Raw genomic sequence first — 26,841 nt, forward strand, 5'->3', positions numbered from 1 at the left:
ACCAGCTTCGCTCACAACTGGCGCGAGTAGCACGATGTCCTCTGACCTGTGGAGCTTTGCCCTTGATGTCTACGCCCGCCCCGGCGTGGAAGATGCCTGCCTGCGACTGCAAACGGCGGGCGCCAATGTTTGCCTGCTGCTGTGCGGTTTGTGGCTGGAGCAGCGTGCAGTGGCCTGCGATGAACCGCGCGTGGATTTGCTCAAGGCCCTGACTGCGCCTTGGGATATCGAAGTGGTGCAGCCGCTGCGAACCCTGCGCATGCAATGGAAAGCGCGGGCCGTCGATGATGCGGTGGTAAAAGGCATGCGCGAGCAAATCAAATCACTCGAGCTGGAAGCTGAACGAACCTTGCTGTCGCGGCTTGAAGGTGTGGCGCAGGAATGGGCGCGCAACGAGGGAGGTTCGGTGACCTGGCTTGAAGGTTTGGCCGGCACTGCCGCCAGCCTGGACCGCGACGCGCTGCAAGTGCTGCGCGTCGCGGCAACCGGCACTTAGGAAGCGCTGGTCGGGGTGCTGCTGACGTTCGACGAAGCGGCTGGTGCTGGCGCAGTCGAAGGGGTCGAGTGGGCGGCGGACGACGGTGCCGACGCAGCTGAAGCAGCCGGGGTGGCGGCAGTGGCAGGCTTGGCCGCTGGAGCGGTGGCCGGTTTGGTCGCGGCTGGCTTGGCAGCTGCAGGCTTTTTCACCGCTGGTTTTGCGGCTGGCTTGGCGGCCGGTTTTGCAGCAGCGGTCGCAGGCTTGGCAGCAGCGGGTTTCGCAGCAGGCTTGGCGGCCGGTTTCGCAGCGGTTTTTGCCGCAGGTTTTGCTGCGGATGTTGCGGCAGGTTTGGCAGCCGGTTTTACCGCCACTTTCGCAGCAGGTTTGGCGGTAGCCGGTTTGACTGCAGTCTTGGCGGCAGGCTTCGCAGCGGCGGTTTTGGCAGCAGGCTTGGCTGCCGGTTTCGCCGTAGGTTTGGCGGCTGCGGTTTTCGTCGGTGCAGCTTTGCTCGCGGCCGATTTCGCAGCGGCTTTGGCAGGGGTGGCTTTCACTGCTGGCTTGGCTGCAGCAGGTTTGGCTGCGGTGGTTTTAGCCGCCGGTTTTGCCGCGCTCGCCGCCGGCTTCTTCGCTGCAGTTTTCGCCGCTGGTTTGGCAGCCGCTTTCACTGGCGCCTTGGCCGCTGGTTTGGCGGCGGTTTTCGCAACAGCAGGTTTCGCCGCAGCGGTCTTCGCCGGGGCTTTGCTTACAGCAGGTTTGGCAGTGACTTTCTTCGCCGGCACTGCTGCCGGTTTGGCCGAGCGCGACGACAATACTTTGCCCACTGCTTCTTGAACACGGCCAACACCCTGGGCCAGTTTCAGGCTTTCCTGAGCATCACGCTTGAGTTGCAGAATGTAGCTGCGGGTCTCGGACTGACGATCTTTCAGTGCGTCGAGCAGCTCTTCAAGTTCTTTCACCGAAGCCTTGGCTTTGTTCTGCGCCTTGGCTTTGCCAGCGGTGGCGGCGTCTTGCAGTTTGGTGCGCGATTTGTGCAGTTTTTCCTGCGCCTTGCCACGCTGTTTTTCCAGCTTGGCGAGCAGTTTTTCAGCATCAGCCAAGGCTTGCGAGCAAGCGTTTTCCAAATGCTCGAGCAGACTGCCCGACAACTGTTGGAGTAGGTGCAACGGAGTATTTACAGGCTTCTTGGTGGCCGACATGGTTTACCTCCTGGCTGACGTGAGTGCGGCTCATACTAGACCTCTGCTGATACCGCCGCTAGGGCATGTTGACAGTATCTCTGCCGTTGCGTTGCACCGACGCCGAAATGTTCTGCACCGATGAAAAAGCAGTTCACCGATGCAGGCGTTCGCACTGGCATAATCCCCCGCATCTCAGGTCGGAGAGTGCCCATGTCGCGCTACATTATTTTGTCCCTCTGCGTGTTTTTTTCGGCGGCGTATGCTGATGAAAAAACTACCGCGAACGATGCTCATGACCTGGCTTACAGCCTCGGTGCCAGCCTCGGAGAACGGCTGCGCCAGGAGGTGCCGCAGTTGCAGGTCCAGGCGCTGATCGAAGGTCTGCAACAGGCTTATCAGGGCAAGCCACTGGCATTGAGTGAAGCGCGCATCGAACAGATTCTCGCCGATCACGAATCGCGCAATGCCGAGCAGGCCTCACGCCAATCGAGCGACGCCGCGATGGAAAACGAGCAACGTTTTCTCAGCGCAGAAAAAGCCAAGCCGGGGGTGAAGGAACTGGCCGATGGCATCCTCCTGACCGAGCTCGTTGCGGGCAGTGGCGCCAAGGCCGGCCCCGACGGAAAAGTGCAGGTGCTGTATGTCGGCAAGCTGCCGGATGGCACCGTGTTCGATCAGAACACCCAGCCGCAGTGGTTCAACCTCGACAGCGTGATCGCCGGTTGGCGCACCGCCTTGCAGAACATGCCGGTGGGTGCGAAGTGGCGGCTGGTGATTCCATCGGATCAGGCCTATGGCGCCGACGGTGCCGGCGACCTGATCGCGCCCTTCACGCCGCTGGTATTTGAAGTGGAACTGCGTGGTGCGACGAGCTGATCGGGCATAAAAAAACGGTGCGCTTTCGGGCGCACCGTTTTTCATGAAGGTCGTGGATCAGGCCTGAACCGGATCTTCTGCCTTGTGTGCCGTGTGCAGCACTTCGATCAGGCAGTCTTCAAGTTCGAAGCGCTCGTGCAGCAACCCCCCGAGCTCCTTGAATTTCTCTGCAACGCATTTGCCTTCATCGCACAGGTCGTTGAACGCGAGCAGCTTCTCGGTAATGACGTCGATGCGCGGGTAGATCGTTTCGGCGAGTTCCAGACCGCGCTTGTCGTTGAACGCCTTGGCTTCGCCAGTCAGCTGTTCATAGATTTCGAAGTGCCCCGCCGATACGTAATCGACCAGCACACCGCAAAATTCCAGCAAAGGCTTGCGGCTTTCGGACAGCGAATCAGGCTGCGCACCGAGTTTGTCGTAGGCGCCGATCAGCTCTTCACGCTCCTGCAACCAGCGGTCGATCAGCAGATGAACCCCACCCCAACGTTCCTGAGCATTCTGACAACTTTCGAGCATGGCGATCTCTCTTCCCTTGTGGGTCATGCTGCTCTACACCCGCGCCCCTGTTCTGATTTGACTGGGTGGACGATCGGGCAGAGCGTCATCGAGCAACATAAATCCAATGACACGTGCCGGCCAGATTATGCCCGCACGCCTATGGCTTCAAGGTACGCAGGAGATAAAGTTCATACAAGTGTTTAATCCCTGACCAGCGAGTGATGCGACGCTTCGTCGCTGACCGGTCGCTGCAGGGCGCTCCAGATCAGACGCAGCAACTGATAAACCGCAAGAATCGAGACACCGACAAAAAACAGCAGACTCCATTCCGGGATGCTCAGATCGAACAGCGTCCATGAGATTTCCGCGCAATCGGCGCCACCGTTGAACATCCGTTGCAAAGCACATATCCACGGCAAGCCGCTGAAAAGCGATTCCACGGTGGGCGAGCATTTGACCAGTTGCAGCATGGAGTCACTCTGGATCAACACCTGCCGCCAGGCAGCGGTGGTTCCGCCCAGACTCGCGCCCAGCGCAAACAGCCAGTACCACCACATGCCCACACGCCGCGGACCGTGAACCGCCGCCACGCCGCTGACAATGCACAGCAGAGTGAGGAACAGCCGCTGCACCAGGCACAAGGTGCAAGGCGTCAGGCCGACCACGTATTCGAGATAATAGGAAGCTCCCAGAGCAAAGGCCCCCGCAATGAAAGCCATGAAGAACAAGGAGCGTGAGCAGGCCAACGACATGGCTTTTCCGTAACAGTAGAGACAGACGGTTACGGTAGAGGAAAGCGTGTCAGCCTTTCAAGGCGAGGGCCTGCCGACAGTTCACCAGAGGTGTAGGGAAAACCCGACAGGGCCGGAGGGAAACGGTGAACCACCCTGTAGGACTTTGCCTCAGGCACCTGAAGAAGTGGAATTTTCACTCATTGAAAGTTCGCGAGGGAGCCAGCTCCCCCGCCTTTCAGACCTTCGCTGCAACCGGCAAAGGCGCCGCCAGCAGCCGCTCATCGAGCAGCCCCAGACCTTCCTGGAACAACTGATTGCTGCGTTCGGTATCGCCGAGCTGTGCAAGCAGACGCGCCAACTCCGCACAGGTTTCTGGATTGCGCTGCACACGCAGACTGCTTTCCAGATAATCACGGGCCTTGCCCCACAGACTGGTTTGCAGACACAGACGCCCGAGGGTCAACAGCAGGCTTGGGTCGGCCGGATGCTCCTTGAGCCAGCCTTCGGCAGTCTGCAACTGACGCGCAGGATCACTGCCACGAACCAGGCCATACAGACGCGCCAGATGGCTGTCGTATTTGCGCTTGAGCGCGGTGCGCAGCACTTCTTCGGCCTCGACCTGAGCACCAAGCTGGCGCAGTTGCTCAGCATAGGCGAGCACCAGCGGCGCTTCCTGACGCTGCGCCGAAGTCAGCTGCTCCCACGCACGCTTGAGCGATTGCAGACCGACCGTGCCGTCTTCTTCGCGATGCGCGGCCAAGGACAGGTTTTCACCCCAGGCGCGGCGCTCGAGTTCAGCCAGTTCTGCTGGCGGCAGCACTTTGTCTTTGCGCAACTCTGGCAGCAGACGAATCACCGCCGACCATTCGCCACGCTGCTGATGCAGACGCTGCAATTGACGCAACGTTTGCGCGCTGCGCGGATGCCGTTCGTGCATCGCCTGCAAGGTCACCAGCGCACCGTCGGTGTCGCCGCGATCGGTCTGCAGTTGGGCATGACTCAAGGCTATCGCCAACTCGGCTTGCGGCTGACGTTCCAGCGCACGCTCGAGCAAACGGTCGCTTTCTTCGTACTGACCCTGTTCGTTCGCCGCACGTGCGGCGCCGAGGTAGTAAAGCAGTGGCTGGCGCTCGGCTTCCGCAGCGCGGGTCAAATGCCGTTGCGCACTGGCCCAGCGACCTTCAGCCAGATCCAGTTGCCCGTGTTCGATCGCCACTTGCACGCGACGGCTGCGATTGCGCCGCGACCACGGATTGACCACGCCGGTGGAGGTCATCACCAGCTCGACCAACACCTTGATGCCCCAGAACAGCAGCCACAGCACCGCGATGACTGCCAGTGTTGCCCACAGGCTCGATTCATAGCGGAAGCTCTTGTACGCCACCAGCACGTAACCGGAATGCTCGGCGATCGCCAGGCCCAGCGCTGCCGTCGCAGCGATGACCAGAAACACGATTACATAGAGGCGCTTCATGGGGTCGCCTCCTGCGCCGGGTCGGCGGCAGGCTTGGCGAACGGTTTCACCGATTCTTCGGCATTGACGTTACGCCGCTCGAGATACCCCTGCACCGCACTCAAGGTGCCGGTCAGATCCGGGGTTTTGACCGTGACCGGTTCCTTGCTCAGTTCGCCCACCTGCTCCAGCATGGTTTTGCTTTGCGGGTTGTCCGGGTTGAAATTGCCCTTGAGCACATCGCGCGCCTCGGCCAGCGCCTGGGTGTAAACCGCCGCCTGACCGTTGAGCGCCGCCCACTGCGCCTGCTCCAGCGCCAGGCTCAGGGCCAGGCGCACCTGGCTCAGGCTTTGCCCGGCGAGCAGCGGTTTGACGTTCTTGTCAGCGTTGAAATCGATGCGGATATAGCGCGACACCTTGTCCCACCACTGCGCCCAGCGACTGGCGCCATCGCCGTCGGCGGTCAGGCCCAGCAGCGACTCGCCGCGATCCTTGTATTCAGGCGCCAGCTCGGTCAGCTCGATGACCTGATCGCGCAACGCGCCCAGGCGCAGGAACAGTCCGGTACGATCCGGCTGTTCGGTGCTGCGCAGGGCGACCAGGGTTTTCGCCACTTGCTCGCGCGCGGCGAAGGAGCCCGGGTCGTTCTGTTCACGGAGGATTTCGTCGGCGCCCTGCACCAGTGCCTGCGCGCTGCTGATGTCCTGCAATGCCGACAGGCGCAGGCTGGCCAGACGCAGCAAGTGCTCGGCCTCGGCCAGACGCCAGTCCTTGCGGCTGGCGCCGAGGACGGTTTCCAGACGTTGATTGAGGCGCTGCTGATCGCCCTGCAATTGCGTGACCAGACGCTGACGCTCGGCGAGCTCGTCGGCACCGGGCAACTGCGCCAGGCGTTCGGTCAGACGTTGTTCGTTGAGCTTCAGACTCTGCGCCTGATCATTCAACGCCTGCACCTGACTCGACTGCTGCTGCGTGTTGTTCTGCAGGTGGCGCACCTGCCAGACACCCCAGCCACCGATGGCGACACCGGCGGCGCCGAGGAGCAGGGCAACAATCGCCAGTCCATTGCCTCGGCGCGGCTCTTTGGCCGGTGGTGGAGTTTCAACCTGGGCATCAAGCGCAGGCTGGACGTCATCTTTTGGCAAGGCTGTTTCGCTCACGTATCCATCCTTTGCATTAGAAAACGGCAGCGGAAATTCCCGTAATGCCGTCAGCAAAGCCGCGGCACTCGCGCCGCGGCAATCCACAACTGTTTGAGCCCCGGCGGCACGTGCCAGCTCGGCGACCCTCGGGCTTGGAACAAACAACGGCAACTGCGCGATCTTCGGCCAGGCATCGCCGGCCATCTGCCGCAGGTGCTCGAAACCCTGTCCACTGCTGACCACCAGCCCGTTCAAGCGTTCCGCTTCGATCCGCCGCGGCAGCTCGTCTGGCGGGTAGGCTGGCAGGTCGCGGCGATACAACTCCAGATACTCGACACTAGCACCAAGCGCACGCAGGCGCTCGGCGAGCAGCTCACGACCACCCTCGCCGCGCAGGATCAGGACCTGCGCACCGGGCTGGCCGACCGCCTCGCGCAGACGCGGCAATTGCAGCAAAGCTTCACTGTCATCGCCATCCGCCGGAAAGCTCACATCAAGACCGTGCTCGCGAAGAATCTCGGCGGTCGCCACGCCGACGCTGAACCACGGCATGGTAAGCGGTACCGAGCCTTCGCACTTGAGCAGATCTAACGCGATCCGCGCCGCCGGCTTGCTGACCACGATCACTGCGCTGCAGGCCGACAATCGCCTGATCGCCTGACGAATACTGTCAGAGACCGGCAGCGGGACAATGTCCAAAAGCGGCAGGCAACTGCTGAAAATCCCGTGCCCGGCCAACTGTTCGGCGAGCGCCGCGCAGTCATCCGCAGGGCGCGTCAGCAACAGGCGCCAGGCCGTCACTCGTGACCCGCCTCGCCGTACACCGCTTTGAGAATGTCGTCAGCACCCTGCTTGAGCAAATCTTCGGCGACTTGCACGCCCAATGTTTCGGCGTCAGCGCGTGGCGCGCGCGCTTCGGCACTGAGCAGCTTGCCGCCGCTCGGCTCACCAACCAGACCGCGCAACCACAACTGCTCGCCTTCGAGCACGGCGTAGCAGGCGATCGGCACTTGGCAGCCGCCGTTCAAATGTTTGTTGAGGGCACGTTCGGCGTTCACCCGCGCAGCGGTATCGGCGTGATGCAAAGGCGCGAGCAAGGCGTGGATTTCATTATCGGCGCTGCGGCATTCGATGCCGACCGCGCCCTGGCCACCGGCCGGGAGACTGTCATCGACACTGATCGCCGAGGTGATGCGATCTTCGAAACCGAGGCGGATCAGGCCAGCCGCTGCGAGGATGATGGCGTCGTACTCGCCGGCGTCCAGCTTGGCCAGACGGGTGTTGACGTTGCCGCGCAGAAAACGGATCTGCAGATCCGGGCGACGCGCCAGCAATTGCGTCTGCCGGCGCAGGCTAGATGTGCCGACAACGGCACCGGTCGGCAGCGCTTCAAGACTTGCGTAGGTGTTGGAGACGAATGCATCGCGCGGGTCTTCACGTTCGCAGATGCAGAACAGGCCCAGGCCTTGCGGGAAGTCCATCGGCACGTCTTTCATCGAATGCACGGCGATGTCGGCGTGGTTTTCCAGCAGCGCGGTTTCCAGTTCCTTGACGAACAGACCCTTGCCGCCGATCTTCGACAGTGGCGAGTCGAGCAGCTTGTCGCCGCGACTGACCATGGGCACCAGCGTCACCAGCAAGCCCGGGTGGGCCGCTTCAAGACGGGCTTTGACGTATTCGGCCTGCCAGAGGGCCAGCGCACTTTTACGGGTGGCGATGCGGATTTCGCGAGGGGACATGGAGCAATCCGTACTGAATAGATACGGCGGATAATAACAGCTCAGTCAATTCCACTTTGACCTGAATCAGAAAACGGCGTGGCCTCCCTGGCCTGCCATGCCGGGTAGAAGAAGTCGAAAGGCCCGGTGACGACCGGGTCAAAGCCCCTGCATCATCTTGCGCACGCCAGCGACATGCCGACGGCTGACAATCAGCGCATCGCCATTGAGGCCTTTGAGGAACAACTGGAAATGTCCCAGTGGTGTGCGCTGCAATCGCTCGATGCGGTCGCGGGCGACCAGCGCATTGCGGTGGATACGCACGAAGCGTTCGCCGAATTCGTCTTCGAGGGCTTTGAGGGGTTCGTCGAGCAGCACCTCGCCGGCTTCGTGACGCAGGGTCACGTATTTGTGGTCGGCGATGAAGTAGACCACCTGATCCAGCGGAATCAGCTCGATGCCTTTGCGGGTGCGCGCGCTGATGTGGCTGCGTGGGCCGCTGCCACTTTCGGCTGCGGGACGGGTCAGGGCCGAGAGTTGCGCCCGGTTGGGACGTTCAGCCCGCTTCAGGGCTTCATTCAAGTGTTCGGTTCGCACAGGTTTCACCACATAGCCCACGGCGCTGGCCTGCAGGGCTTCCACGGCAAATTCATCGGGACTGGTGCAAAACACCACGGCCGGCGGCGTCTCTCGTTCGCACAGTCGGGCAGCAACCTGCAGGCCGTCGAGGCCCGGCATGCGGATATCGAGCAGCACGATATCCGGCTTGTGGCTGTCGATCAGCGCTAACGCCTCCTCGCCATTCGTGGCACTGGGCTCCAGGACTGTGTAACCCTCGAGTTCGCTCACCATACGGCTTAGGCGCTCGCGAGCCAGGGGTTCGTCATCAACGATCAGGACATTCATATTGCGCTGGATTCCTGCGTGAGTCTCGCACAAGGATAGCGTAGACAGGTGTAGTGACCTGCGTCACCGCGATCCACGCTAAGACTAGCCCGAGCGCCAAAAAGTGCCGTACGTCGGCCAGCAATATTTGCCAGCGTCCGGGTCGTACCGCTCAGAGCCCACTGTTTCCTGCGTTTCTCACGGTGGTTGACTGATGGACAACTCACCCGCCCCCTCTTCTTATAGTCGGTGGCCAGACCTTTGCATGATCTGCGTATGTACCGACCCTTATGTCCACTGTAGACGTTCGTCGGAACGATATTGCTCAATCAAAAAATATCCTTTTGTAAATCCCTTACAGACAGCGCCTGCCACGCCTGACACCTAAGGAAAAAAACCTGTCGACCGGTGCCAGCGACAGGATTGGCAACCCTGTTATCATCCGCGCCAGCGTTTCACGCCATTTCTTCAAGCCGATACGAGCGAATTCATGAGCACTGACAAGACCAATCAGTCCTGGGGCGGCCGCTTCAGTGAACCCGTCGACGCCTTCGTCGCCCGCTTCACCGCCTCCGTCACTTTCGACCAGCGCCTGTATCGCCACGACATCATGGGCTCGATCGCCCACGCCACCATGCTGGCCAAGGTCGGCGTGCTGAGCGATGCCGAGCGCGACAGCATCATCGATGGCTTGAACACCATCCAGGGTGAAATCGAAGCCGGCCAGTTCGACTGGCGCGTCGACCTCGAAGACGTGCACATGAACATCGAAGCACGCCTGACCGACCGCATCGGCGTCACCGGTAAAAAGCTCCACACCGGGCGCAGCCGCAACGACCAGGTGGCCACCGATATCCGCCTGTGGCTGCGTGATGAAATCGACCTGATCCTCGCCGAGATCACCCGCCTGCAAAAAGGCCTGCTGGAGCAAGCCGAACGTGAAGCGGCGAGCATCATGCCCGGCTTCACCCACCTGCAAACTGCGCAGCCAGTGACCTTCGGGCACCACATGCTGGCCTGGTTCGAAATGCTCAGCCGCGACTACGAGCGCCTGGTCGACTGCCGCAAGCGCACCAACCGCATGCCGCTGGGCAGCGCCGCGCTGGCCGGTACCACCTACCCGATCGATCGCGAATACACCGCGCAACTGCTCGGCTTCGACGCCGTCGGTGGCAACTCGCTGGATAACGTTTCCGATCGCGACTTCGCCATCGAATTCTGCTCGGCCGCGAGCATCGCGATGATGCACCTGTCGCGCTTCTCCGAAGAGCTGGTGCTGTGGACCAGCGCGCAGTTCCAGTTCATCGATCTGCCGGACCGCTTCTGCACCGGCAGCTCGATCATGCCGCAAAAGAAAAACCCCGACGTGCCAGAACTGGTGCGCGGCAAGACCGGCCGTGTGTTCGGCGCGCTGATGGGCCTGCTGACCCTGATGAAAGGCCAGCCGCTGGCGTACAACAAGGACAATCAGGAAGACAAGGAACCGCTGTTCGACGCCGCCGACACTCTGCGCGATTCGCTGCGCGCGTTTGCCGACATGATCCCGGCGATCAAGCCGAAACACGCGATCATGCGGGAAGCGGCGCTGCGCGGTTTCTCTACCGCGACCGATCTGGCGGACTACCTGGTGCGCCGTGGCCTGCCGTTCCGCGATTGCCACGAAATCGTTGGCCACGCGGTGAAATACGGCGTCGACACTGGCAAGGATCTGGCCGAGATGAGCCTGGAAGAACTGCGTCAGTTCAGCGACCAGATCGAGCAGGATGTGTTTGCCGTGCTGACCCTGGAAGGCTCGGTGAATGCTCGCGACCATATCGGCGGGACGGCGCCAGCGCAGGTGAAAGCTGCAGTGGCTCGCGGTCAGGCGTTGATCGCCAGCCGCTAAAAGCCAAAAAAGCTTCGCGAGCAGGCTCGCTCCCACAGGGATTCGGGATGTTCACAAAATTTGTGTTCACCACCGATTCAATGTGGGAGCGAGCCTGCTCGCGAAGGCTTCCTTCAGAGCGCTACAAAACTCACTTCCTGGCAGCCACCATCGCCAAAAACGCCGGCATAGCTGCATCCTTGTCCGCCGCAATCCTCTGCACATGCGGATTCTGCTCAAGCCGCTCCAGCAACGCTTTCGCCTGTGGCATCTCGGCCAGCAAATCGATTCCGAACAGTTTCTGCCCAACTGCACAGGCCAGCGGCACGCTGTAGAGGAAATACAAATCGGCAATGCTCAGGCTGTCACCCGCCACATAAGGGGCGAACTTGCCGTGACGCCCCAGCGCTGCGAAGCCCAGCAGCAATTCGGAGCGGGTCTTTTCCTTGATCGCCTCAGGCAACGTCATGCCGAAAAACGCCTCGCCGTAACAGGCACGCCCCGGCAACTCGATGTACAACTCGATCTCCTTGGCAATCGCCAATACCTGCGCGCGTTCGAATGGATCGCTGGGCAGCAGCGGCGTGCCCTTCTGTGATTGTTCGAGGTATTCGAGGATGATCGCGGTTTCGTTGATGTAACCGGCGTCGACACCCAGCACCGGGAACTTGCCCCGCGGGCTGATGGCCAGTGATTGCGGAGTTTGTGTCGGGTAAAAAGTCACCTCTTCGAAGGGCAGACCTTTTTCCAGCAGCGCCAGTTTGACCATGTTGAAGTAGTTGCTGACAGCGAATCCGTAGAGTTTGAACATCACAGAGCCTCCAGGCCGTGCGGGGTGGGCAGTGCCTGTTTATAGATCGCGGCGGCGTTTCCCGCCAGCAGCATCACGCCGCTGAATGCGGGTAAACTGGCGCCTTTCCCTGAGGAGCCTGCCATGAGCGAGCCGACAGATATCGTCAACGATGACGACGAAGAAGCATTCACCGAAGCGACGCTGCTCGAAGCCATCGAGAACCAGATCGAAAGCGACAACCCGCCGGCGGCCAGGGCGACGTTGAACAAGCTGACTTTGGTCGGCATGGACCGTGAGGAGATCCTCAATCTGATGGCTCACGTGCTGGCTTTCGAGATTGACGCGATGCTCGATGAAGACCGCCCGTTCGACACCGAATGGTACGAAACGGCATTGCGCAAGCTGCCAGAGCTGCCACCGGAAAAACAGTAACCCCGATCCTGTAGGAGTGAGCCTGCTCGCGATAGCGTCTTTTCAAACACATCGGTGATGACTGAAAGAACGCGATCGCGAGCAGGCTCACTCCTACAATGTTTGTTACGCCTCCATCCAGCCATCTGCCGTTACCCGACTACACTGGAATTCGCCTCAAGACAAAATCCCCTGATCTGCGCACTGGACATGCCGCACCAGCGGGTTCACCTTAGAGGCGCTGTCGTCCAATTCCTAGAAAGTCTGGAGTCCTTATGTCGCTTACCCCTGAGTTGGTTGCCGAACTGGAAGTCCTTGCACTCTTCAACCTGGACAGTTCCCAGGAAGGTCTGAAAATTCATCAGACCGCTGCCCCGAAACACATCGCTGCTGCCAAGCGCCTCTTCGAAAAAGAACTTACCGACCAGCCCGATGGCGGGTATCTGACCAGCCTCGGTCGCGATGCCGCGCAAAACGTGCAGACCGTACTGACGATTCTGAGAGAGCAGGAAACCGCCTGATTTTCCCTGACTTTGCCCACGGGAACTCCTGCCACGGGATTTCCGCGGGCCCGCCTGATCGCTGTCGATAAAAATCTGCCGTCAAAAAACAAATTCAGCTTAAACGTCCTGCTGCGCAGAGGCTAAACTGCGGCCATTCCGAGACCTCCACGTCCGAGCCTGCAAGCCGGTTTGAGCTGACATGACGCGCACCCACGAAATCCGCCCCGACCTGGACGAAGGCATCGACCGCAAGGTACTCAGCCAACTGCGCGCACGTTTTCTCAAACTCAACGAAGGGCGCCTCGGCCGTGCGCTTGAAGGCTTGTCGACGCGCCAGCAAAGCGTATTGACGCTGTTGCCGCTGTTCTTCCACGTCAATCATCCCTTGCTGCCCGGTTATGTCTCGGGGAGTACGCCGGCCGGATTGTCCAATTATGAGCCGGACGCCAACACGCTAGCTGAGGCGCAACGGCTGACCCGCTCGTTCTCCTACAAACCGCGTCACGGCAGCAATCCGCCGCGACCGATTCACGGTCTGTTCCTGATGGGCAGCCTCGGCACACTGGCCCAGGCCGATCAGAGCGATATGGACGTATGGGTCTGCCACGCGCCTGATCTTAGCGACAGCGAACTCAGTGAACTGAGCAAGAAATGCCAGTTGCTCGAAACCTGGGCCGCGGGTCAGGGCGCCGAGGCACATTTCTTCCTGATCGACCCGGCGCGGTTCGTGAAAGGCGAACGAGACTCGCAGCTGAGTTCGGAAAACTGCGGCAGCACCCAGCACTATCTGCTGCTCGACGAGTTTTACCGCACCGCAATCTGGCTGGCCGGGCGCACGCCAATCTGGTGGCTGGTGCCGGTCTATGAAGAAACGGCCTACGATGCCTACACCCATACCCTGCTGTCCAAACGCTTTATTCGCGCCGACGAGACGCTTGATCTGGGGCCGATGGCGACGATTCCGCCGGGGGAATTCATCGGCGCCGGGTTGTGGCAGTTGTTCAAAGGCATCGAGTCGCCCTACAAGTCGGTGCTCAAACTGCTACTGACCGAGGTTTACGCCAGCGAACATCCGCAGGTGCAGTGCCTGAGCCTGCGCTTCAAGAAGGCCGTGTTCGCCAATCAGCTCGATCTCGATGAGCTGGACCCGTACATGGTCGTGTACCGGCGTATCGAGGAATACCTGATTGCCCGCAACGAGCCGGAACGGCTTGAGCTGGTGCGCCGTGCGCTGTACCTGAAGGTCAACCGCAAGCTCACCGGCAACAGCCGCAGCCAGGGCTGGCAACGCGCACTGCTCGAACGCCTGGCCGGCGAATGGCACTGGGATCAGCGACAACTGGCGCTGCTCGACAGTCGCAGTCAGTGGAAAGTGCGGCAGGTCAGCGCTGAGCGTCGCGCACTGGTCAACGAACTCAATTACAGCTATCGCTTCCTGACCCAGTTCGCCCGCAGCGAACAGACCGTCAGCCTGATCAACAAGCGCGACCTCAATATCCTCGGCCGGCGCTTGTATGCGGCGTTCGAGCGCAAGGCCGACAAGGTCGAGTTCATCAATCCGGGCATCGCCCCGGACCTGGCCGAAGACACCCTGACCCTGGTGCAGTCACCGAACAAAAAGGAACCGGGGCAGACCCAGTGGGGCCTGTACAACGGCAGCCTCACGGCGCTGGAGTGGGAACACTTCGCGCCGATCAAGCGCAGTCGCGAACTGCTTGAACTGCTGACCTGGTGCCACCGCAACGGCGTGATCGACAGCAGCACGCGTCTGGCCCTGCATCCGGGCACCAGCGACTTGAGCGAGTTCGAGCTGTTCAACCTGCTTGGCAGCCTGCAGCAGTGCATCGCCCTGCCCTTGCCCACCGTGGCCGAAGAGCCCTTGCTGCGCGCCGCTGTGCCCAGCGAAGTGCTACTGCTGATCAACGTCGGCGTCGACCCGCTCAAGCACCACCGCGATCTGAACATCCTGATGACCACCGAGCGCACCGACTCGCTGAGCTATGCCGGCGTGCGCGAGAACCTCGTGCTGACCCTTGATCAGGTCACGCTCAACAGCTGGAACGAAGTGCTGGTCAATCGCTTCGACGGCCCGCACGCGCTGCTCGATTGCCTGCGCGATTACCTCAATAATCTGCCGCGCGGCCTCGTGCAGCCGTCGCTGAAGGTGCGCTGCTTCTGCCACAACCGTGCGCAATTCATTGCGCGCCGCGTCGAGGAAATCGTCGACACCGCCCAGACCCTATTGCTCAGCGACTTGAATCACCGCTACCTGATCCAGGTGCAGCAGCACTATCACGTGCTGGAGCTGGTCCCAGGTCAGGTCAACCATGTTGCCCTCGCCACCCTGCCGGCGCTGCTCGATTATCTGGGCGAGGAACAACCGCGCTACAGCCCGCTGCACCTGGACCCGATGGCACTCGAGGATCACGATCTCGCGCTGATTCTGCCGATGGGTCAGCCGGAGTGCATTCAGGTGTTCTACCGCATCAGCGAACAGCAGGCCGAGCTGTACGTGCTGGATGAATTCAATGCCTTGTGGCAACAGCAGTTGCCGTACCACGACGAGCAGAGTCTGCTGGTGCCGTTGCAGCGCTTTGTGCAATCGATCCAGTATCGCCGTGAAGCACGGCTGCCGATGGAAGGTGGCCCCGCGGGCAGTCCCGAAACCTTGTATTACCAGCTGTCAGGCCCGGGGCGATCGCGCAGAGTCGAAACCCGGCCGGCGCCGCAGACGCCAGCCAACAAACCGTTCTACGACGTGCAGGCGATCATTGGCAAAGCCGCGCACGGCGAAGTGCAGGTCACCCTGTATTGCAATCAGCGGGAATTCAGCGAGCTGGAGCATGGCGACCAGCTGTTCAGCGTGGTCGCCCGGGAGATCGTCGAGCAGCGCCGCGAGACCGAGCGCTATCGCTGCTACATCACCGACCTCGACCTGTCGGGTCTGCTCGGTGACGGGCACAGTTCAAGCAATCTGTATCTGCGCTACAAGGCGGACCTGGAGCGCTCTTTGAACGATGCGCTCGAACAGGTTTGAGGCAGGGATTTATTCGGGAAAAGCGCCGCCGTTGACCGGTTGCGATTCCACTTCCAGCAAGGTCAGCTTCAGCGACTTGCCACCCGGAGCCGGCCAATCGATGTGCTGGCCGACCTTCAGACCCAGCAGTGCACTGCCGACCGGGGCCAGAATGGAAATCTTGCCTTCGTCGGCGTTGGCGTCCCTGGGGTAGACCAGGGTCAGGTGGTAATCCTTGCCACTGCCTTCTTCGCGGCAATGCACACGGGAATTCATGGTCACGACATCGGCGGGCACTTCATCGTGGCCGACCACGGTATCGGCGCGGTCCAGCTCGGTTTGCAGCGCAATCACGCCCGGCGCAGCCTGGTCTTTGTCGCTCAGGCTGTCGATGAGGCGTTCCAGACGTTGCACGTCCAGACGGGTAAGGGTGATGGAAGGTGCGGTCATGATCCAGGCAGACTCCTTTCTTCTGCACAAAAAAAGCAAAACCCCGCCAAAAAAGACGGGGTTTTCACCGTGCCTCGGTGGTTTGAGGCGTCCGCGGACACTATCACAGCTCAAAAAATATACAAGTCACGCCCCGCTGGACTGCTTGCGCTGTGACGCCTGAGCGACGATCACCCGGCGCCGCTGATCATCCGCCGAGCGCCATTCGCGAATGTCTTCGACGTGGCGCGCGCAGCCGAGACAGACTTTCTGTTCGTCCAGTCGACAGACGCCTGTGCACGGCGAAGGCACCGCCGGACTGACGTTGCTGTAAAGCGGTTTCGGCGGGCGGACAGGCGCTGCATCAGTCACGAATCACAGACCTTCGAAATCGAATTCAGCGCCAGCCTGCTGCTTGACGAGGCGCTGAAGCATTTCGCCGAGCTGCTCTTCGCTCTTGTCACACATCCAGCGCTCGCTTTCTTCGTCGTAGTCGAAGTGGAAGCCCCCGGACACCGCCGCCAGCCACAGCTGCCGCAAGGGTTCCTGGCGGCTGAAAATCAGCTGGCTGCCGTTTTCGAATTTGACCGTCAGCACGCCGGCCGAGCTTTCCAGATCGATGTCCAGATCGCTTTCGTCAAATATGTCTTCCAGTTTTTCCTGGGTTTCATCGACCAGATCGTGGAAACGGGCTTCGGACAAACTCATTGCGGCAACCTCAAAAATGTCTGATCAGGCTCAAGCGCCGAAAGATACGGACGCTGCCGGCCGATTGCAAAGTTTAACGACCAAGCACCTGTAGCCCATTCAACACCGCCCCTGTGGGAGCGAGCCTGCTCGCGAAAGCGGTGTGTCAGGCAACGAACGTATCGAATGTTACAACCTCTTCGCGAGCAGGCTCGCGCCCACAGGGATGATGCGCTTCTCAGGAGCACCGCCGGACGGGAACCCCCTCGCATAGGCAAGCTGCCGGGTGGCCGGTATACTCCGGCGCAATTAACGCATTTTCAAGGATTTCGCCATGAAGCGCCTGATCTCTTCCCTTGCTGCGCTCGTCGCGGTTGCCTGCCTGGTATCGGCCTGTGGTCAGAAAGGCCCGCTGTACCTGCCCGACGACGATCAGGACCCGGCCGAACAAGCCCAGTCTTCGCAAAAGCAGCCATCCAAGGCTCACAAGCACGACGTTTACTAAGGGATCGCCATGGACGCTTTTAACTACCGTGGCGGGGAGCTGTTCGCGGAAGGTGTGGCGCTGTCCGCCATCGCCGACCGCTTCGGCACGCCCACTTACGTTTACTCGCGCGCACACATCCAAGCGCAGTATCTGGCCTACGCCGATGCGCTGGCTGGCATGCCGCATCTGGTCTGCTTCGCGGTCAAAGCCAACTCCAACCTCGGTGTCCTGAATGTCCTGGCCCGTCTCGGCGCCGGTTTCGACATCGTTTCCCGCGGCGAGCTGGAACGCGTACTGGCCGCTGGCGGCAGCGCCGACAAGATCGTCTTCTCCGGCGTCGGCAAGACCCGTGACGACATGCGTCGTGCCCTCGAAGTCGGGGTGCACTGCTTCAACGTCGAATCCACCGACGAGCTCGAGCGTCTTCAGCTGGTCGCAGCCGAGCTGGGTGTTCGCGCCCCGGTTTCGTTGCGGGTGAACCCGGACGTCGATGCCGGCACCCACCCGTACATTTCCACCGGTCTCAAAGAGAACAAGTTCGGCATCGCCATTGCCGACGCCGAAGACGTGTACGTGCGCGCCGCGCATCTGCCGAACCTGGAAGTGGTCGGTGTCGACTGCCACATCGGTTCGCAACTGACCACCCTGCCGCCGTTCATCGACGCCCTGGATCGCCTGCTGGATCTGGTCGATCGCTTGGGCGATTGCGGCATTCATCTGCGCCACATCGATCTCGGTGGCGGCCTGGGTGTGCGTTATCGCGATGAAGAGCCGCCGCTGGCTGCCGACTACATCAAAGCCGTACGCGAGCGTCTCGACGGGCGTGATCTGGCGCTGGTGTTCGAGCCGGGCCGCTTCATCGTCGCCAATGGCGGCGTGCTGCTGACCCAGGTCGAGTACCTCAAGCATACCGAGCACAAGGATTTCGCCATCGTCGACGCGGCGATGAACGACCTGATCCGTCCGGCGCTGTACCAGGCGTGGATGGACGTCACGGCGGTGAAACCGCGCGACAGCGCTACACGCAAGTACGACATCGTCGGCCCGATCTGCGAAACCGGCGACTTCCTCGCCAAGGACCGTGAACTGGCGCTGGAAGAAGGCGACTTGCTGGCGGTGCATTCGGCCGGTGCCTACGGTTTCGTCATGAGCTCCAACTACAACACCCGCGGCCGTGCCGCTGAAGTGCTGGTGGATGGTGATCAGGTTTTTGAAGTGCGTCGCCGCGAAACCGTGGCCGAGCTGTTTGCCGGCGAAAGCCTGCTGCCGGAGTAACCCATGCTGCTGCGTTTTACCAAAATGCACGGCCTGGGCAACGACTTCATGGTCCTCGACCTGGTCAGCCAGCACGCGCACATTCAGCCCAAACACGCCAAGCAATGGGGCGACCGCCACACCGGTATCGGTTTCGACCAGTTGCTGATCGTCGAAGCGCCGAGCAACCCGGACGTGGACTTTCGCTACCGGATCTTCAACTCCGACGGTTCGGAAGTGGAGCAATGCGGCAACGGTGCGCGCTGCTTCGCCCGCTTCGTGCTCGACAAGCGTCTGACCGCCAAGCGGCAGATCCGCGTCGAGACCAAGGGCGGGATCATCGAACTGGACGTACGTAACGACGGCCAGATCGGCGTGAACATGGGCGCGCCGCGCCTGGTGCCGGCGGACATTCCATTCCAGGCGCCGGCCCAGGCCAACAGCTATCAGCTGGACGTCGATGGCACCACGGTCGAACTGGCCGCTGTGTCGATGGGCAATCCCCATGCGGTCATTCGCGTGGATGACATCAACAGCGCACCGGTGCATGAACTGGGGCCGAAGGTCGAACACCATCCGCGCTTCCCGGCGCGGGTCAATGTCGGTTTCCTTCAGGTCATCGACCGCCACCGCGCGCAACTGCGCGTGTGGGAGCGCGGCGCCGGGGAAACCCAGGCCTGTGGTACCGGCGCCTGTGCGGCGGCGGTGGCGGCTATCAGTCAGGGGTGGATGGATTCGCCGCTGTTGATCGACCTGCCCGGCGGGCGTCTGTCCATCGAGTGGGCCGGCCCGGGCGAACCGGTATTGATGACCGGTCCGGCAGTGCGTGTCTACGAAGGACAAGTGCGTCTTTGAGCGAGCAGAAATCATGACCGACAAGCCCCAGGTACCCGCCCGACCAGCCGACGAATCAGCGTCCGAGAGCCTTGAGGCAGCCGCGGTTGCCGCCTACCTTGAGGCTCACCCGGACTTCTTCGTCGAGCACGAAGAGCTGCTGCCGTCACTGCGCATTCCGCACCGACGTGGCGACACCGTGTCGCTGGTCGAGCGGCAGATGACAATCCTGCGCGACCGCAACATCGAAATGCGCCATCGCCTTTCACATCTGATGGACGTGGCTCGTGACAACGATCGCCTGTTCGAAAAGACCCGGCGCCTGATCCTTGCGCTGATGGACGCGTCGACTCTGGAAGACGTGGTGATCAGTGTAGAAGACAGCCTGCGTCAGGACTTCCAGGTGCCTTTTGTCAGCCTGATCCTGCTCGGCGACAACCCGGCCCCGGTCGGCCGCTGGGTAACCCACGCCGATGCGCAAACCGCGATCGGCGGCCTGCTCACCGAAGGCAAAAGCGTCAGCGGCAGCCTGCGTGAACATGAGCTGGATTTCCTCTTCGGCGAAGAACAGCGCCAGCAGATCGGCTCGACCGCCGTGGTTGCCGTCAGCCATCAGGGCATCCACGGCATCCTGGCCATCGCCAGCCGTGATCCGCAGCACTACAAGAGTTCGGTCGGCACCCTGTTCCTCAGCTACATCGCCGAGGTCATGGGCCGCGTGCTGCCACGGGTCAACAGCTCGCTGCGCTCGGTACGCTGAGCATGGAACGACAACTGGACGCTTACTGCGAACATCTGCGCAGTGAGCGACAGGTGTCGCCGCACACCCTGTCGGCTTATCGCCGCGACCTCGATAAAGTCCTCGGCTGGTGCATCAAGCAGAACATCGGCAGCTGGGCTGCGCTGGACATCCAGCGCCTGCGCAGCCTGATCGCCCGCTTGCATGCGCAAGGCCAGTCCTCGCGCAGCCTCGCCCGCCTGCTCTCGGCAGTGCGTGGGCTCTATCACTATCTGAATCGCGAAGGCTTGTGCGACCACGACCCGGCCACCGGCCTGGCGCCGCCGAAAGGCGAACGGCGCCTGCCGAAAACCCTCGACACCGATCGCGCCCTGCAACTGCTGGAAGGTGCAGTCGAGGACGATTTTCTTGCCCGGCGCGATCAGGCGATTCTGGAGCTGTTCTATTCATCGGGCCTGCGCCTGTCCGAGCTGACCGGACTCAATCTCGATCAGCTCGACCTCGCCGACGGCATGGTTCAGGTGCTGGGCAAGGGCAGCAAGACCCGTCTGCTGCCTGTGGGTAAAAAGGCCCGTGAAGCCCTTGAACAATGGCTGCCGCTACGCGCCATGACCAATCCTGCCGACGATGCGGTTTTTGTCAGTCAGCAAGGCCGACGCCTTGGCCCACGTGCAATTCAGGTGCGGGTCAAACTCGCTGGCGAGCGCGAACTGGGGCAGAACCTGCATCCGCACATGCTCAGGCACTCGTTCGCCAGCCATTTGCTGGAGTCTTCCCAGGACCTGCGGGCGGTGCAGGAATTGCTCGGCCACTCCGATATCAAGACCACGCAGATCTACACCCATTTGGACTTCCAGCACCTGGCGGCGGTCTACGACAGCGCCCATCCCCGGGCGAAACGCATGAAAGGCGATGATTCATGAGCATTCAGTTGATCACCTTCGACCTCGACGACACCCTGTGGGACACCGCTCCGGTGATTGCCAGCGCCGAAACCGTGTTGCGCGAATGGCTGAGCGAACATGCGTCGAATCTGGGCGCGGTACCGGTGGAACACTTGTGGTCGATTCGCGAGCGAGTACTGGCGGGCGAGCCGGGGCTCAAGCACCGCATCAGTGCGTTGCGCAGGCGCGTGTTGTTTCATGCTCTGGAAGAAGCCGGGTACGGCCACGGCGAGGCGTCGGATCTGGCCGACAAGGCTTTCGAAGTGTTTTTGCATGCGCGGCATCAGATCGAAGTGTTCCCGGAGGTCGAGCCGCTGCTGGAGCTGCTCGCCAATCACTATGCCCTCGGCGTCGTCACCAATGGCAACGCCGATGTTCGCCGGTTGGGGCTGGCGGACTACTTCAAGTTCGCCTTGTGCGCCGAAGACATCGGCATCGCCAAGCCGGATGCACGGCTGTTTCATGAAGCCCTGCAACGCGGGGGCGTGAGTGCCGAAGCAGCGGTGCATGTCGGCGATCATCCCGGCGATGACATTGCCGGGGCGCAGCAGGCGGGCTTGCGCGCGGTGTGGTTCAACCCGACGGGCAAGGTCTGGGAAGCGGAGCGCTTGCCGGATGCAGAGATCCGCAGCCTCACGGAATTACCAGCGGTAATCGCCCGCTGGAATGCTCCCTCGAAATGACACAGATCCCCTGTAGGAGTGAGCCTGCTCGCGATAGCGGAGTGTCATTCAATTAGATGTATCTGATACACCGCTATCGCGAGCAGGCTCACTCCTACAGGGGATTCTGGTGGCTGCTCCATTCATGTCAGGCATGAAAAAGCCCGCAGCGACGGCGGGCTTTTTCAGCAAGCGAGCGACGCGCCTCAGATAGGGCGGCTGCCGTACTTGTTGTCCGGCTTCTTGGGCGGATCGGCGACCACGTTGGCCTCCACTTCCTGAACCTTGCCGCCGCGTGCAAGGAATTCTTCCATGGCCTTGGCCAGGGCGTCACGCTCCTTGTTCTTGGCTTCGATGCTCGGCAACTCGTCGACCGATACCGCAGCCTTGGCTTTGCCTTTGGCAGCCGGGGCCGGCGTGTCGTCACCACCATCGTCCTCGGCAACGTCTTCCGCTGCCGCTTCCAGGCCTTCCTCGGCCTCGTCTTCGTCGCCTACTTCGAGGTCGTCGTTTTCCAGATCATCGTCGCTCATGTTCTACCTCATGACTTGCCAAAAGCAGATTAGTTATAGACCAGCTTTGGCGACTGTCGAAGCCGCCGTTGAAAAATCTTCCACCGCTGCCGTGCAGCGGCTCATGCCTGCTCACCGTGCAAGGTGGCGAGGACTTTACGGGCACCGCCATGATCACGGTGCTCGCCCAGATAAATGCCCTGCCAGGTACCCAGTGCCAGCCGCCCTGCCGCAACCGGCAGACTGACCTGGCAACCCAGCACGCTGGCCTTGAAGTGCGCCGGGAGATCATCCGGGCCTTCGTCGTTGTGCTCGAAGCCGTCTGTTCCTTGTGGGATCAGGCGATTGAAAAATCGTTCGAAGTCGCGGCGGACTGCCGGATCGGCGTTCTCGTTGATGGTCAACGACGCCGACGTGTGCTGCAGCCACAAATGCAACAGACCGACCCGACAGGTCTTGAGTTCAGGCAAGCCTGCGAGCAACTCGTCGGTTACCAGATGAAAGCCCCGGGGCCTTGCCCGCAGGGTTATCAGAGTCTGTTGCCACATACAGTTCTCCGCTCGTTCGGGGCGCATTCTAGCGTGCTCTGAAAAAAAACAAAGGCCCTAATATTCCTGCAGCGATGTAAGCGATTGCCCGCAGAAAAAGCCTCGTCGTAAAGACGACCAAAGCCGTAAGAAAAATCCTTTCAGCCGCTCCTTGAATGACAAATCCCGGACAAAAAAATGCCCGGCGAACCGGGCAATTTTTTCAGTGCGCGTACTTACAGGTTGTAGCCGCGTTCGTTGTGTTGTGCCAGATCGAGGCCGACCGACTCTTCTTCCTCGGTGACACGCAGACCCATGACGGCATCCAGCACCTTGAGGATGATGAAGGTGACGATCGCGGTGTAGATCACCGTGAAGCCGACGCCCTTGATCTGAATCCAGACCTGCGCGCCAATGTCAGTCACGGTGCCGAAGCCGCCCAGTGCCGGTGCTGCGAAAACGCCGGTGAGGATCGCGCCGAGGATACCGCCGATACCATGCACGCCGAAGGCATCCAGGGAATCGTCATAGCCGAGTTTGCGTTTCAGGGTGGTGGCGCAGAAGAAGCACACCACGCCTGCGGCCAGACCGATCACCAGTGCACCCATCGGGCCCACGGTGCCAGCCGCCGGTGTAATCGCAACCAGACCGGCGACCACACCCGAGGCGATGCCCAGTGCGCTAGGCTTGCCGTGGGTGACCCACTCGGCAAACATCCAGCCCAGTGCCGCAGCAGCGGTGGCAATCTGGGTAACCAGCATCGCCATGCCGGCGGTGCCGTTGGCAGCTGCAGCGGAGCCAGCGTTGAAGCCGAACCAGCCGACCCACAGCATCGCCGCGCCCATCAGCGTGTAACCGAGATTGTGCGGGGCCATCGGTGTGGTCGGGAAACCTTTGCGCTTGCCCAGTACCAGGCACGCTACCAGACCGGCGATACCGGCGTTGATGTGCACCACGGTGCCGCCAGCGAAGTCGAGTACGCCCCAGTCCCACATCAGGCCGCCGTTACCGGACCAGACCATGTGCGCGATCGGTGCATAAACCAGAGTGAACCAGATGCCCATGAAGATCAGCATCGCGGAGAACTTCATGCGCTCGGCGAACGCACCGACGATCAGCGCCGGGGTGATGATCGCGAAGGTCATCTGGAAGGTGATGAACACCGCCTCAGGGAACAGCGCCGCCGGGCCGGTGATGCTCGAAGGCGTGACACCGGCGAGGAACGCCTTGCCCATGCCGCCGAAGAACGAATTGAAGTTGACGACGCCCTGCTCCATGCCGGTGGTGTCGAAGGCAATGCTGTAGCCATAAATGACCCACAGGATGCTGATCAGACCGGTAATGGCGAAGCACTGCATCAGCACGGAAAGAATGTTTTTCGAGCGAACCATGCCGCCGTAGAACAGCGCCAGGCCGGGAATGGTCATGAACAGCACGAGGGCTGTGGAGGTGAGCATCCAGGCGGTGTCGCCGGAATTGAGGACTGGCGCTGCCACTTCGTCTGCCGCCATGGCGATGCCGGGCATTACGATGGACAACAGGGCGCCTAGCCCTGCGAATTTACGCAGAGTCATATTGTTTTCTCCTGGGGCGTTGGGTTTGTGGCGGCGCTTAGATCGCGTCGGTATCGGTTTCGCCGGTACGGATGCGGATCGCCTGTTCCAGATTGACCACGAAGATCTTGCCGTCACCGATCTTGCCGGTGTTGGCCGCCTTGGTTATCGCCTCGATAACCCGATCCAGATCCTTGTCATCGATGGCCACGTCGATTTTCACCTTGGGCAGAAAATCGACCACATATTCCGCGCCGCGATACAGCTCGGTGTGACCCTTCTGCCGGCCGAAGCCTTTGACTTCAGTGACGGTAATGCCCTGCACGCCGATTTCGGACAGCGACTCGCGCACGTCGTCCAACTTGAACGGCTTGATGATGGCAGTGACTAGCTTCATGAAACTCTCTCCCGAATTGGTGGACTTGCCCCAGGAAAACAAACCCGTCTCAAGTCTAAGCGCAGTGCCTGGCTTTGTAACGCATCGTTGACGCCAGCTAACCGCATCAGACGAAACTCCCCGCTTCGTCTGCCGCACTGCATTCGTCACAGCGACTGCATCAGTGCATGGGTCGAGGGTGACTAAGCAGAAACCTTGCCAGCTCGGCAAAAGCCCGGCATTTCAACCGTTTGGCCTCGGTTGCGCGCACTCGCGCAGTAAAGCGTTTACCGATACGCACAACAACGGTGCGCCACCGTCCGTCCCCCTGCGCGAAAAGCGTGCATCCCTGACCACGAGATTGACTATAGACACTGCGTGATACACTGCCGGCCATTGTTTCCAGGACATTCCCCATGCTCGCGCCCAAAGACTTCCTCGACGCCCTGAGCGGCACCGCCTCCCGCCTGTTCAGCGGCGACACGCCACTTCCGAAAGCCGAAATCGAAAGCCAGTTCAAAATGCTGCTGCAAAGTGCCTTCAGCAAACTCGATCTGGTCAGCCGCGAAGAATTCGATAGTCAGATGGTTGTGCTGGCGCGTACTCGTGCCCGCCTCGAAAGCCTCGAAGCCAAGGTTGCCGAGATGGAAGCGAAGCTGACACCGCCCGCTGAATAATCCGCGCCCCCTGTAGGAGCTGCCGAAGGCTGCGATCTTTTGATCTCCAGCCCTTCAACCATCCCGGCAACGTCCTACAACCTGCACCACCGCCGTCCGATTGCGCCGAAAAGCCCAGGCTTCAACTAGATCGAAAACGCCCAGCCGTGGATACGGTCACACGATGCGCCGCAGATGATGGTGGAGCGGGAACAGACCAAGCGCCCAATGACGGGGCCTTGGTGGAAAAGGGCTTCGCGGATGCTGCAATCGCTATAAGCCCGCATGCCTGAGCTGGGCCCTGCGCAAATCGTAAGTCGACTGAAGATTCATCCAGAACTCAGGCGTAGTGTTGAGATGAATGGCAAGGCTGATTGCCAGATCGGCGCAGATCCTGAGTTGGCATTTCACAAGCTTTTCGATCTCACTTTCGGGCCATTTCGTGGGCAAGGCCAGCTCCATGACGGTCATGCCCAACGGCTCCATGAATTCCTTATTCAGAACCTCGCCCGATGAGTCGGGCGCATACCACTGCGGTCCATTGTTCGCCTCCAGAGGCTGCGTTGAGTGGCCAAACTGGAGCATCCGATTCAGGAAAACAAGACCATCAAAACCGTTTGGCCGGCGTCCTACAACTAATAGGGCATAACCCTACGAGAATCAGCGTCTGCGCCTGATTCCGTGAGTTCTTGGCTGTGATTAGGCTGGTGGCTTTCGCCTGCGCTGGTCGATCCTATTCGTCGAGTTCCAGGCGATACACATTGATCGCCAGACACTCTGGTTCTGGATCCCTCTTGTCTCATTTGCTCAAGCTCAAAGAAAACACGCTGGTTCAGCATCCAGATGGTGGTTACATCTTTGGCACGATCCCCGATATGCCAAAATTCGGCTTGCCAGGCGGGAAGATTTATCTGCGGGTAGGTATTCACCGTCGAGCGAATAGTGGTTTTGGCGTAGTGCACATTTGGGAAGCCCATAGTGCCGATTTGCTCAAGCATGGTTGCCAGACTGCCGATGGGGTAGCCGCGATTGTTGCAAAAATGATCGTCCCGGGGGCACAAATCTATTGTGAGTTCAAAGAACAGCGATGTGGAAACAGGGTCGCGGTACTGAGGACATCTATGGGAACACTGATTCTTGAACCGCGACACGAGCGCGCCACAGGATTTGGTTACTTCGTGGTGACTTGGTACCCGCAAAAACGTGCACATGGCACGTTAGTGGGGCAGATACCACGAGCACCACCAAATCAGAAATAAAAAAAGGCGTCCGATGGACGCCTTTTAAGTATTTTTTGAGGAGTAGTCGCAGCGATTCTTTAGCTCCTGGCTTTACGGCCTTGGGTTCAGAATCCGACAGGCTAGCCCGTCGTCACTACTTCAGAGAAACCAGCTTTCTCTGCTGCCAAAAATGCGGGGGAGCTTTTGCTGGTGCCCAGTCCCGACGAATGCGCAGTTGCAGTCCTCGAACGGGATGATCCGTCAATGCCGGTCGAGAGTCAACGGTCCAATTCAGCCAAGCAATGACAGCCCATCGGGTCTTGATACGTCTTGTAAACCTCTATTTCAGCACTGAAACCCGGCTCAACTACCCTTCAAAAACCCGCAGGAAGCGGACCCCGATTCAGCTCAA

30 protein-coding genes and 1 pseudogene are annotated in these 26,841 nt (G+C 60.7%); 14 read left to right on the forward strand and 17 right to left on the reverse strand.

Going from position 1 to position 26,841, the window contains the following annotated elements; all coding sequences use genetic code 11:
• Window positions 1-34 precede the first annotated feature (34 nt).
• Window positions 35-496, forward strand: coding sequence for a TIGR02444 family protein (locus BLU71_RS20915; RefSeq protein ID WP_083353804.1), 462 nt, complete (start codon window positions 35-37; stop codon window positions 494-496).
• Here BLU71_RS20915 and BLU71_RS20920 read toward each other — a convergent pair.
• Window positions 493-1,674 (reverse strand): AlgP family protein, encoded by a 1,182-nt coding sequence (locus tag BLU71_RS20920; protein WP_083353805.1) that lies wholly within the window; start codon window positions 1,672-1,674, stop codon window positions 493-495. The genes BLU71_RS20915 and BLU71_RS20920 overlap by 4 nt on opposite strands.
• 192 nt (window positions 1,675-1,866) lie before the next feature.
• On the opposite strand from BLU71_RS20920, the gene BLU71_RS20925 reads away from it, so the two are divergent.
• Complete coding sequence (locus BLU71_RS20925; protein WP_083353806.1) at window positions 1,867-2,532, forward strand: FKBP-type peptidyl-prolyl cis-trans isomerase; 666 nt, start codon at window positions 1,867-1,869, stop codon at window positions 2,530-2,532.
• Window positions 2,533-2,589: 57 nt separating this feature from the next.
• Here the strand turns inward: BLU71_RS20925 and BLU71_RS20930 are convergent, their stop codons facing one another.
• From BLU71_RS20930 to BLU71_RS20955, 7 genes and pseudogenes are all read right to left on the reverse strand, one after another.
• Window positions 2,590-3,048, reverse strand: coding sequence for an Rsd/AlgQ family anti-sigma factor (locus BLU71_RS20930; RefSeq protein WP_039757408.1), 459 nt, complete (start codon window positions 3,046-3,048; stop codon window positions 2,590-2,592).
• Between the two features lie 182 nt (window positions 3,049-3,230).
• Window positions 3,231-3,782, reverse strand: a complete 552-nt coding sequence (locus BLU71_RS20935) for a disulfide bond formation protein B (protein WP_064364664.1) — start codon at window positions 3,780-3,782, stop codon at window positions 3,231-3,233.
• A gap of 217 nt (window positions 3,783-3,999) precedes the next feature.
• Entirely contained in the window at window positions 4,000-5,238 is a 1,239-nt protein-coding gene (locus BLU71_RS20940) for a heme biosynthesis protein HemY (RefSeq protein WP_042607105.1), read from the reverse strand.
• On the reverse strand, window positions 5,235-6,377 hold the full coding sequence (locus tag BLU71_RS27825; protein ID WP_231982544.1) for a uroporphyrinogen-III C-methyltransferase: 1,143 nt from the start codon (window positions 6,375-6,377) through the stop codon (window positions 5,235-5,237). Before BLU71_RS27825 ends, BLU71_RS20940 begins: the two co-directional genes overlap by 4 nt.
• A gap of 36 nt (window positions 6,378-6,413) precedes the next feature.
• Window positions 6,414-7,160: pseudogene (locus BLU71_RS27830) on the reverse strand (uroporphyrinogen-III synthase); the annotation flags it as partial.
• Window positions 7,157-8,098, reverse strand: a complete 942-nt coding sequence (hemC, locus tag BLU71_RS20950; RefSeq protein WP_042607106.1) for a hydroxymethylbilane synthase — start codon at window positions 8,096-8,098, stop codon at window positions 7,157-7,159. The pseudogene BLU71_RS27830 and the gene hemC, both read right to left, overlap by 4 nt.
• A gap of 138 nt (window positions 8,099-8,236) precedes the next feature.
• Complete coding sequence (locus BLU71_RS20955; RefSeq protein ID WP_042607107.1) at window positions 8,237-8,983, reverse strand: LytR/AlgR family response regulator transcription factor; 747 nt, start codon at window positions 8,981-8,983, stop codon at window positions 8,237-8,239.
• A gap of 469 nt (window positions 8,984-9,452) precedes the next feature.
• Here BLU71_RS20955 and argH point away from each other — a divergent pair, with 469 nt between their 5' ends.
• Window positions 9,453-10,847 carry an argininosuccinate lyase gene (gene argH / locus BLU71_RS20960; protein ID WP_042607108.1) on the forward strand — a complete coding sequence of 465 codons (1,395 nt, stop codon included), beginning with the start codon at window positions 9,453-9,455 and terminating at the stop codon, window positions 10,845-10,847.
• A 130-nt stretch (window positions 10,848-10,977) separates the two neighbouring features.
• Here argH and BLU71_RS20965 read toward each other — a convergent pair whose 3' ends face one another.
• Window positions 10,978-11,637, reverse strand: coding sequence for a glutathione S-transferase (locus BLU71_RS20965; RefSeq protein ID WP_083353808.1), 660 nt, complete (start codon window positions 11,635-11,637; stop codon window positions 10,978-10,980).
• Window positions 11,638-11,760: 123 nt separating this feature from the next.
• Between BLU71_RS20965 and BLU71_RS20970 the strand changes: the two genes are divergently transcribed.
• The 3 genes from BLU71_RS20970 (at window position 11,761) to BLU71_RS20980 (ending at window position 15,570) form a co-directional block, all read left to right on the forward strand.
• Entirely contained in the window at window positions 11,761-12,051 is a 291-nt protein-coding gene (locus BLU71_RS20970) for a hypothetical protein (protein WP_083353809.1), read from the forward strand.
• A 254-nt stretch (window positions 12,052-12,305) separates the two neighbouring features.
• Window positions 12,306-12,551, forward strand: coding sequence for a TIGR02647 family protein (locus tag BLU71_RS20975; protein ID WP_003229392.1), 246 nt, complete (start codon window positions 12,306-12,308; stop codon window positions 12,549-12,551).
• A 181-nt stretch (window positions 12,552-12,732) separates the two neighbouring features.
• Entirely contained in the window at window positions 12,733-15,570 is a 2,838-nt protein-coding gene (locus tag BLU71_RS20980) for a class I adenylate cyclase (protein WP_065616349.1), read from the forward strand.
• 9 nt (window positions 15,571-15,579) lie between these two features.
• Here BLU71_RS20980 and rnk read toward each other — a convergent pair whose 3' ends face one another.
• From rnk to cyaY, 3 genes are all read right to left on the reverse strand, one after another.
• Entirely contained in the window at window positions 15,580-15,999 is a 420-nt protein-coding gene (gene rnk, locus BLU71_RS20985; protein ID WP_042607112.1) for a nucleoside diphosphate kinase regulator, read from the reverse strand.
• Window positions 16,000-16,125: 126 nt separating this feature from the next.
• Window positions 16,126-16,350 (reverse strand): DUF1289 domain-containing protein, encoded by a 225-nt coding sequence (locus tag BLU71_RS20990; RefSeq protein WP_064364658.1) that lies wholly within the window; start codon window positions 16,348-16,350, stop codon window positions 16,126-16,128.
• 3 nt (window positions 16,351-16,353) lie between these two features.
• On the reverse strand, window positions 16,354-16,686 hold the full coding sequence (gene cyaY, locus BLU71_RS20995) for an iron donor protein CyaY (protein WP_041476930.1): 333 nt from the start codon (window positions 16,684-16,686) through the stop codon (window positions 16,354-16,356).
• 313 nt (window positions 16,687-16,999) lie between these two features.
• On the opposite strand from cyaY, the gene lptM reads away from it, so the two are divergent.
• Genes lptM through BLU71_RS21025 form a run of 6 tightly spaced genes read left to right on the forward strand, consistent with a single transcriptional unit; the run spans window position 17,000 to window position 21,606 of the window.
• Entirely contained in the window at window positions 17,000-17,170 is a 171-nt protein-coding gene (gene lptM, locus BLU71_RS21000) for an LPS translocon maturation chaperone LptM (protein ID WP_016772589.1), read from the forward strand.
• A 9-nt stretch (window positions 17,171-17,179) separates the two neighbouring features.
• Window positions 17,180-18,427 carry a diaminopimelate decarboxylase gene (gene lysA / locus BLU71_RS21005; RefSeq protein ID WP_083353810.1) on the forward strand — a complete coding sequence of 416 codons (1,248 nt, stop codon included), beginning with the start codon at window positions 17,180-17,182 and terminating at the stop codon, window positions 18,425-18,427.
• Between the two features lie 3 nt (window positions 18,428-18,430).
• Window positions 18,431-19,261, forward strand: a complete 831-nt coding sequence (gene dapF, locus BLU71_RS21010) for a diaminopimelate epimerase (RefSeq protein WP_083353811.1) — start codon at window positions 18,431-18,433, stop codon at window positions 19,259-19,261.
• Window positions 19,262-19,274: 13 nt separating this feature from the next.
• Window positions 19,275-20,000 carry a DUF484 family protein gene (locus BLU71_RS21015; protein WP_042607115.1) on the forward strand — a complete coding sequence of 242 codons (726 nt, stop codon included), beginning with the start codon at window positions 19,275-19,277 and terminating at the stop codon, window positions 19,998-20,000.
• A gap of 2 nt (window positions 20,001-20,002) precedes the next feature.
• Window positions 20,003-20,902: a tyrosine recombinase XerC gene (xerC, locus tag BLU71_RS21020; protein WP_039757393.1), complete on the forward strand. Its 900-nt coding sequence runs from the start codon at window positions 20,003-20,005 to the stop codon at window positions 20,900-20,902.
• Complete coding sequence (locus tag BLU71_RS21025) at window positions 20,899-21,606, forward strand: HAD family hydrolase (RefSeq protein ID WP_083353812.1); 708 nt, start codon at window positions 20,899-20,901, stop codon at window positions 21,604-21,606. The genes xerC and BLU71_RS21025 overlap by 4 nt, the downstream gene beginning before the upstream one ends.
• Before the next feature lie 185 nt (window positions 21,607-21,791).
• Here the strand turns inward: BLU71_RS21025 and sutA are convergent, their stop codons facing one another.
• The 4 genes from sutA to glnK form a co-directional block, all read right to left on the reverse strand.
• Complete coding sequence (gene sutA / locus BLU71_RS21030) at window positions 21,792-22,118, reverse strand: transcriptional regulator SutA (protein WP_016772583.1); 327 nt, start codon at window positions 22,116-22,118, stop codon at window positions 21,792-21,794.
• A 101-nt stretch (window positions 22,119-22,219) separates the two neighbouring features.
• Window positions 22,220-22,645, reverse strand: coding sequence for a secondary thiamine-phosphate synthase enzyme YjbQ (locus BLU71_RS21035; protein ID WP_042607117.1), 426 nt, complete (start codon window positions 22,643-22,645; stop codon window positions 22,220-22,222).
• 215 nt (window positions 22,646-22,860) lie between these two features.
• The gene (locus BLU71_RS21040) at window positions 22,861-24,198 is read right to left on the reverse strand and encodes an ammonium transporter (RefSeq protein ID WP_041476939.1); all 1,338 of its coding nucleotides are present in this window, start codon (window positions 24,196-24,198) and stop codon (window positions 22,861-22,863) included.
• Window positions 24,199-24,235: 37 nt separating this feature from the next.
• Window positions 24,236-24,574, reverse strand: coding sequence for a P-II family nitrogen regulator (gene glnK / locus BLU71_RS21045; protein WP_002555808.1), 339 nt, complete (start codon window positions 24,572-24,574; stop codon window positions 24,236-24,238).
• 395 nt (window positions 24,575-24,969) lie between these two features.
• Here glnK and BLU71_RS21050 point away from each other — a divergent pair, with 395 nt between their 5' ends.
• Entirely contained in the window at window positions 24,970-25,230 is a 261-nt protein-coding gene (locus BLU71_RS21050; RefSeq protein ID WP_007920416.1) for an accessory factor UbiK family protein, read from the forward strand.
• A gap of 252 nt (window positions 25,231-25,482) precedes the next feature.
• Here the strand turns inward: BLU71_RS21050 and BLU71_RS21060 are convergent, their stop codons facing one another.
• Window positions 25,483-25,680 (reverse strand): HigA family addiction module antitoxin, encoded by a 198-nt coding sequence (locus BLU71_RS21060; RefSeq protein ID WP_231982427.1) that lies wholly within the window; start codon window positions 25,678-25,680, stop codon window positions 25,483-25,485.
• Window positions 25,681-26,003: 323 nt separating this feature from the next.
• Here BLU71_RS21060 and BLU71_RS21065 point away from each other — a divergent pair, with 323 nt between their 5' ends.
• Window positions 26,004-26,468: a hypothetical protein gene (locus BLU71_RS21065; RefSeq protein ID WP_073470953.1), complete on the forward strand. Its 465-nt coding sequence runs from the start codon at window positions 26,004-26,006 to the stop codon at window positions 26,466-26,468.
• The last annotated feature ends 373 nt before the right edge of the window (window positions 26,469-26,841 follow it).

This window comes from Pseudomonas moraviensis (assembly GCF_900105805.1).
Taxonomy (GTDB): domain Bacteria; phylum Pseudomonadota; class Gammaproteobacteria; order Pseudomonadales; family Pseudomonadaceae; genus Aquipseudomonas; species Aquipseudomonas moraviensis_A.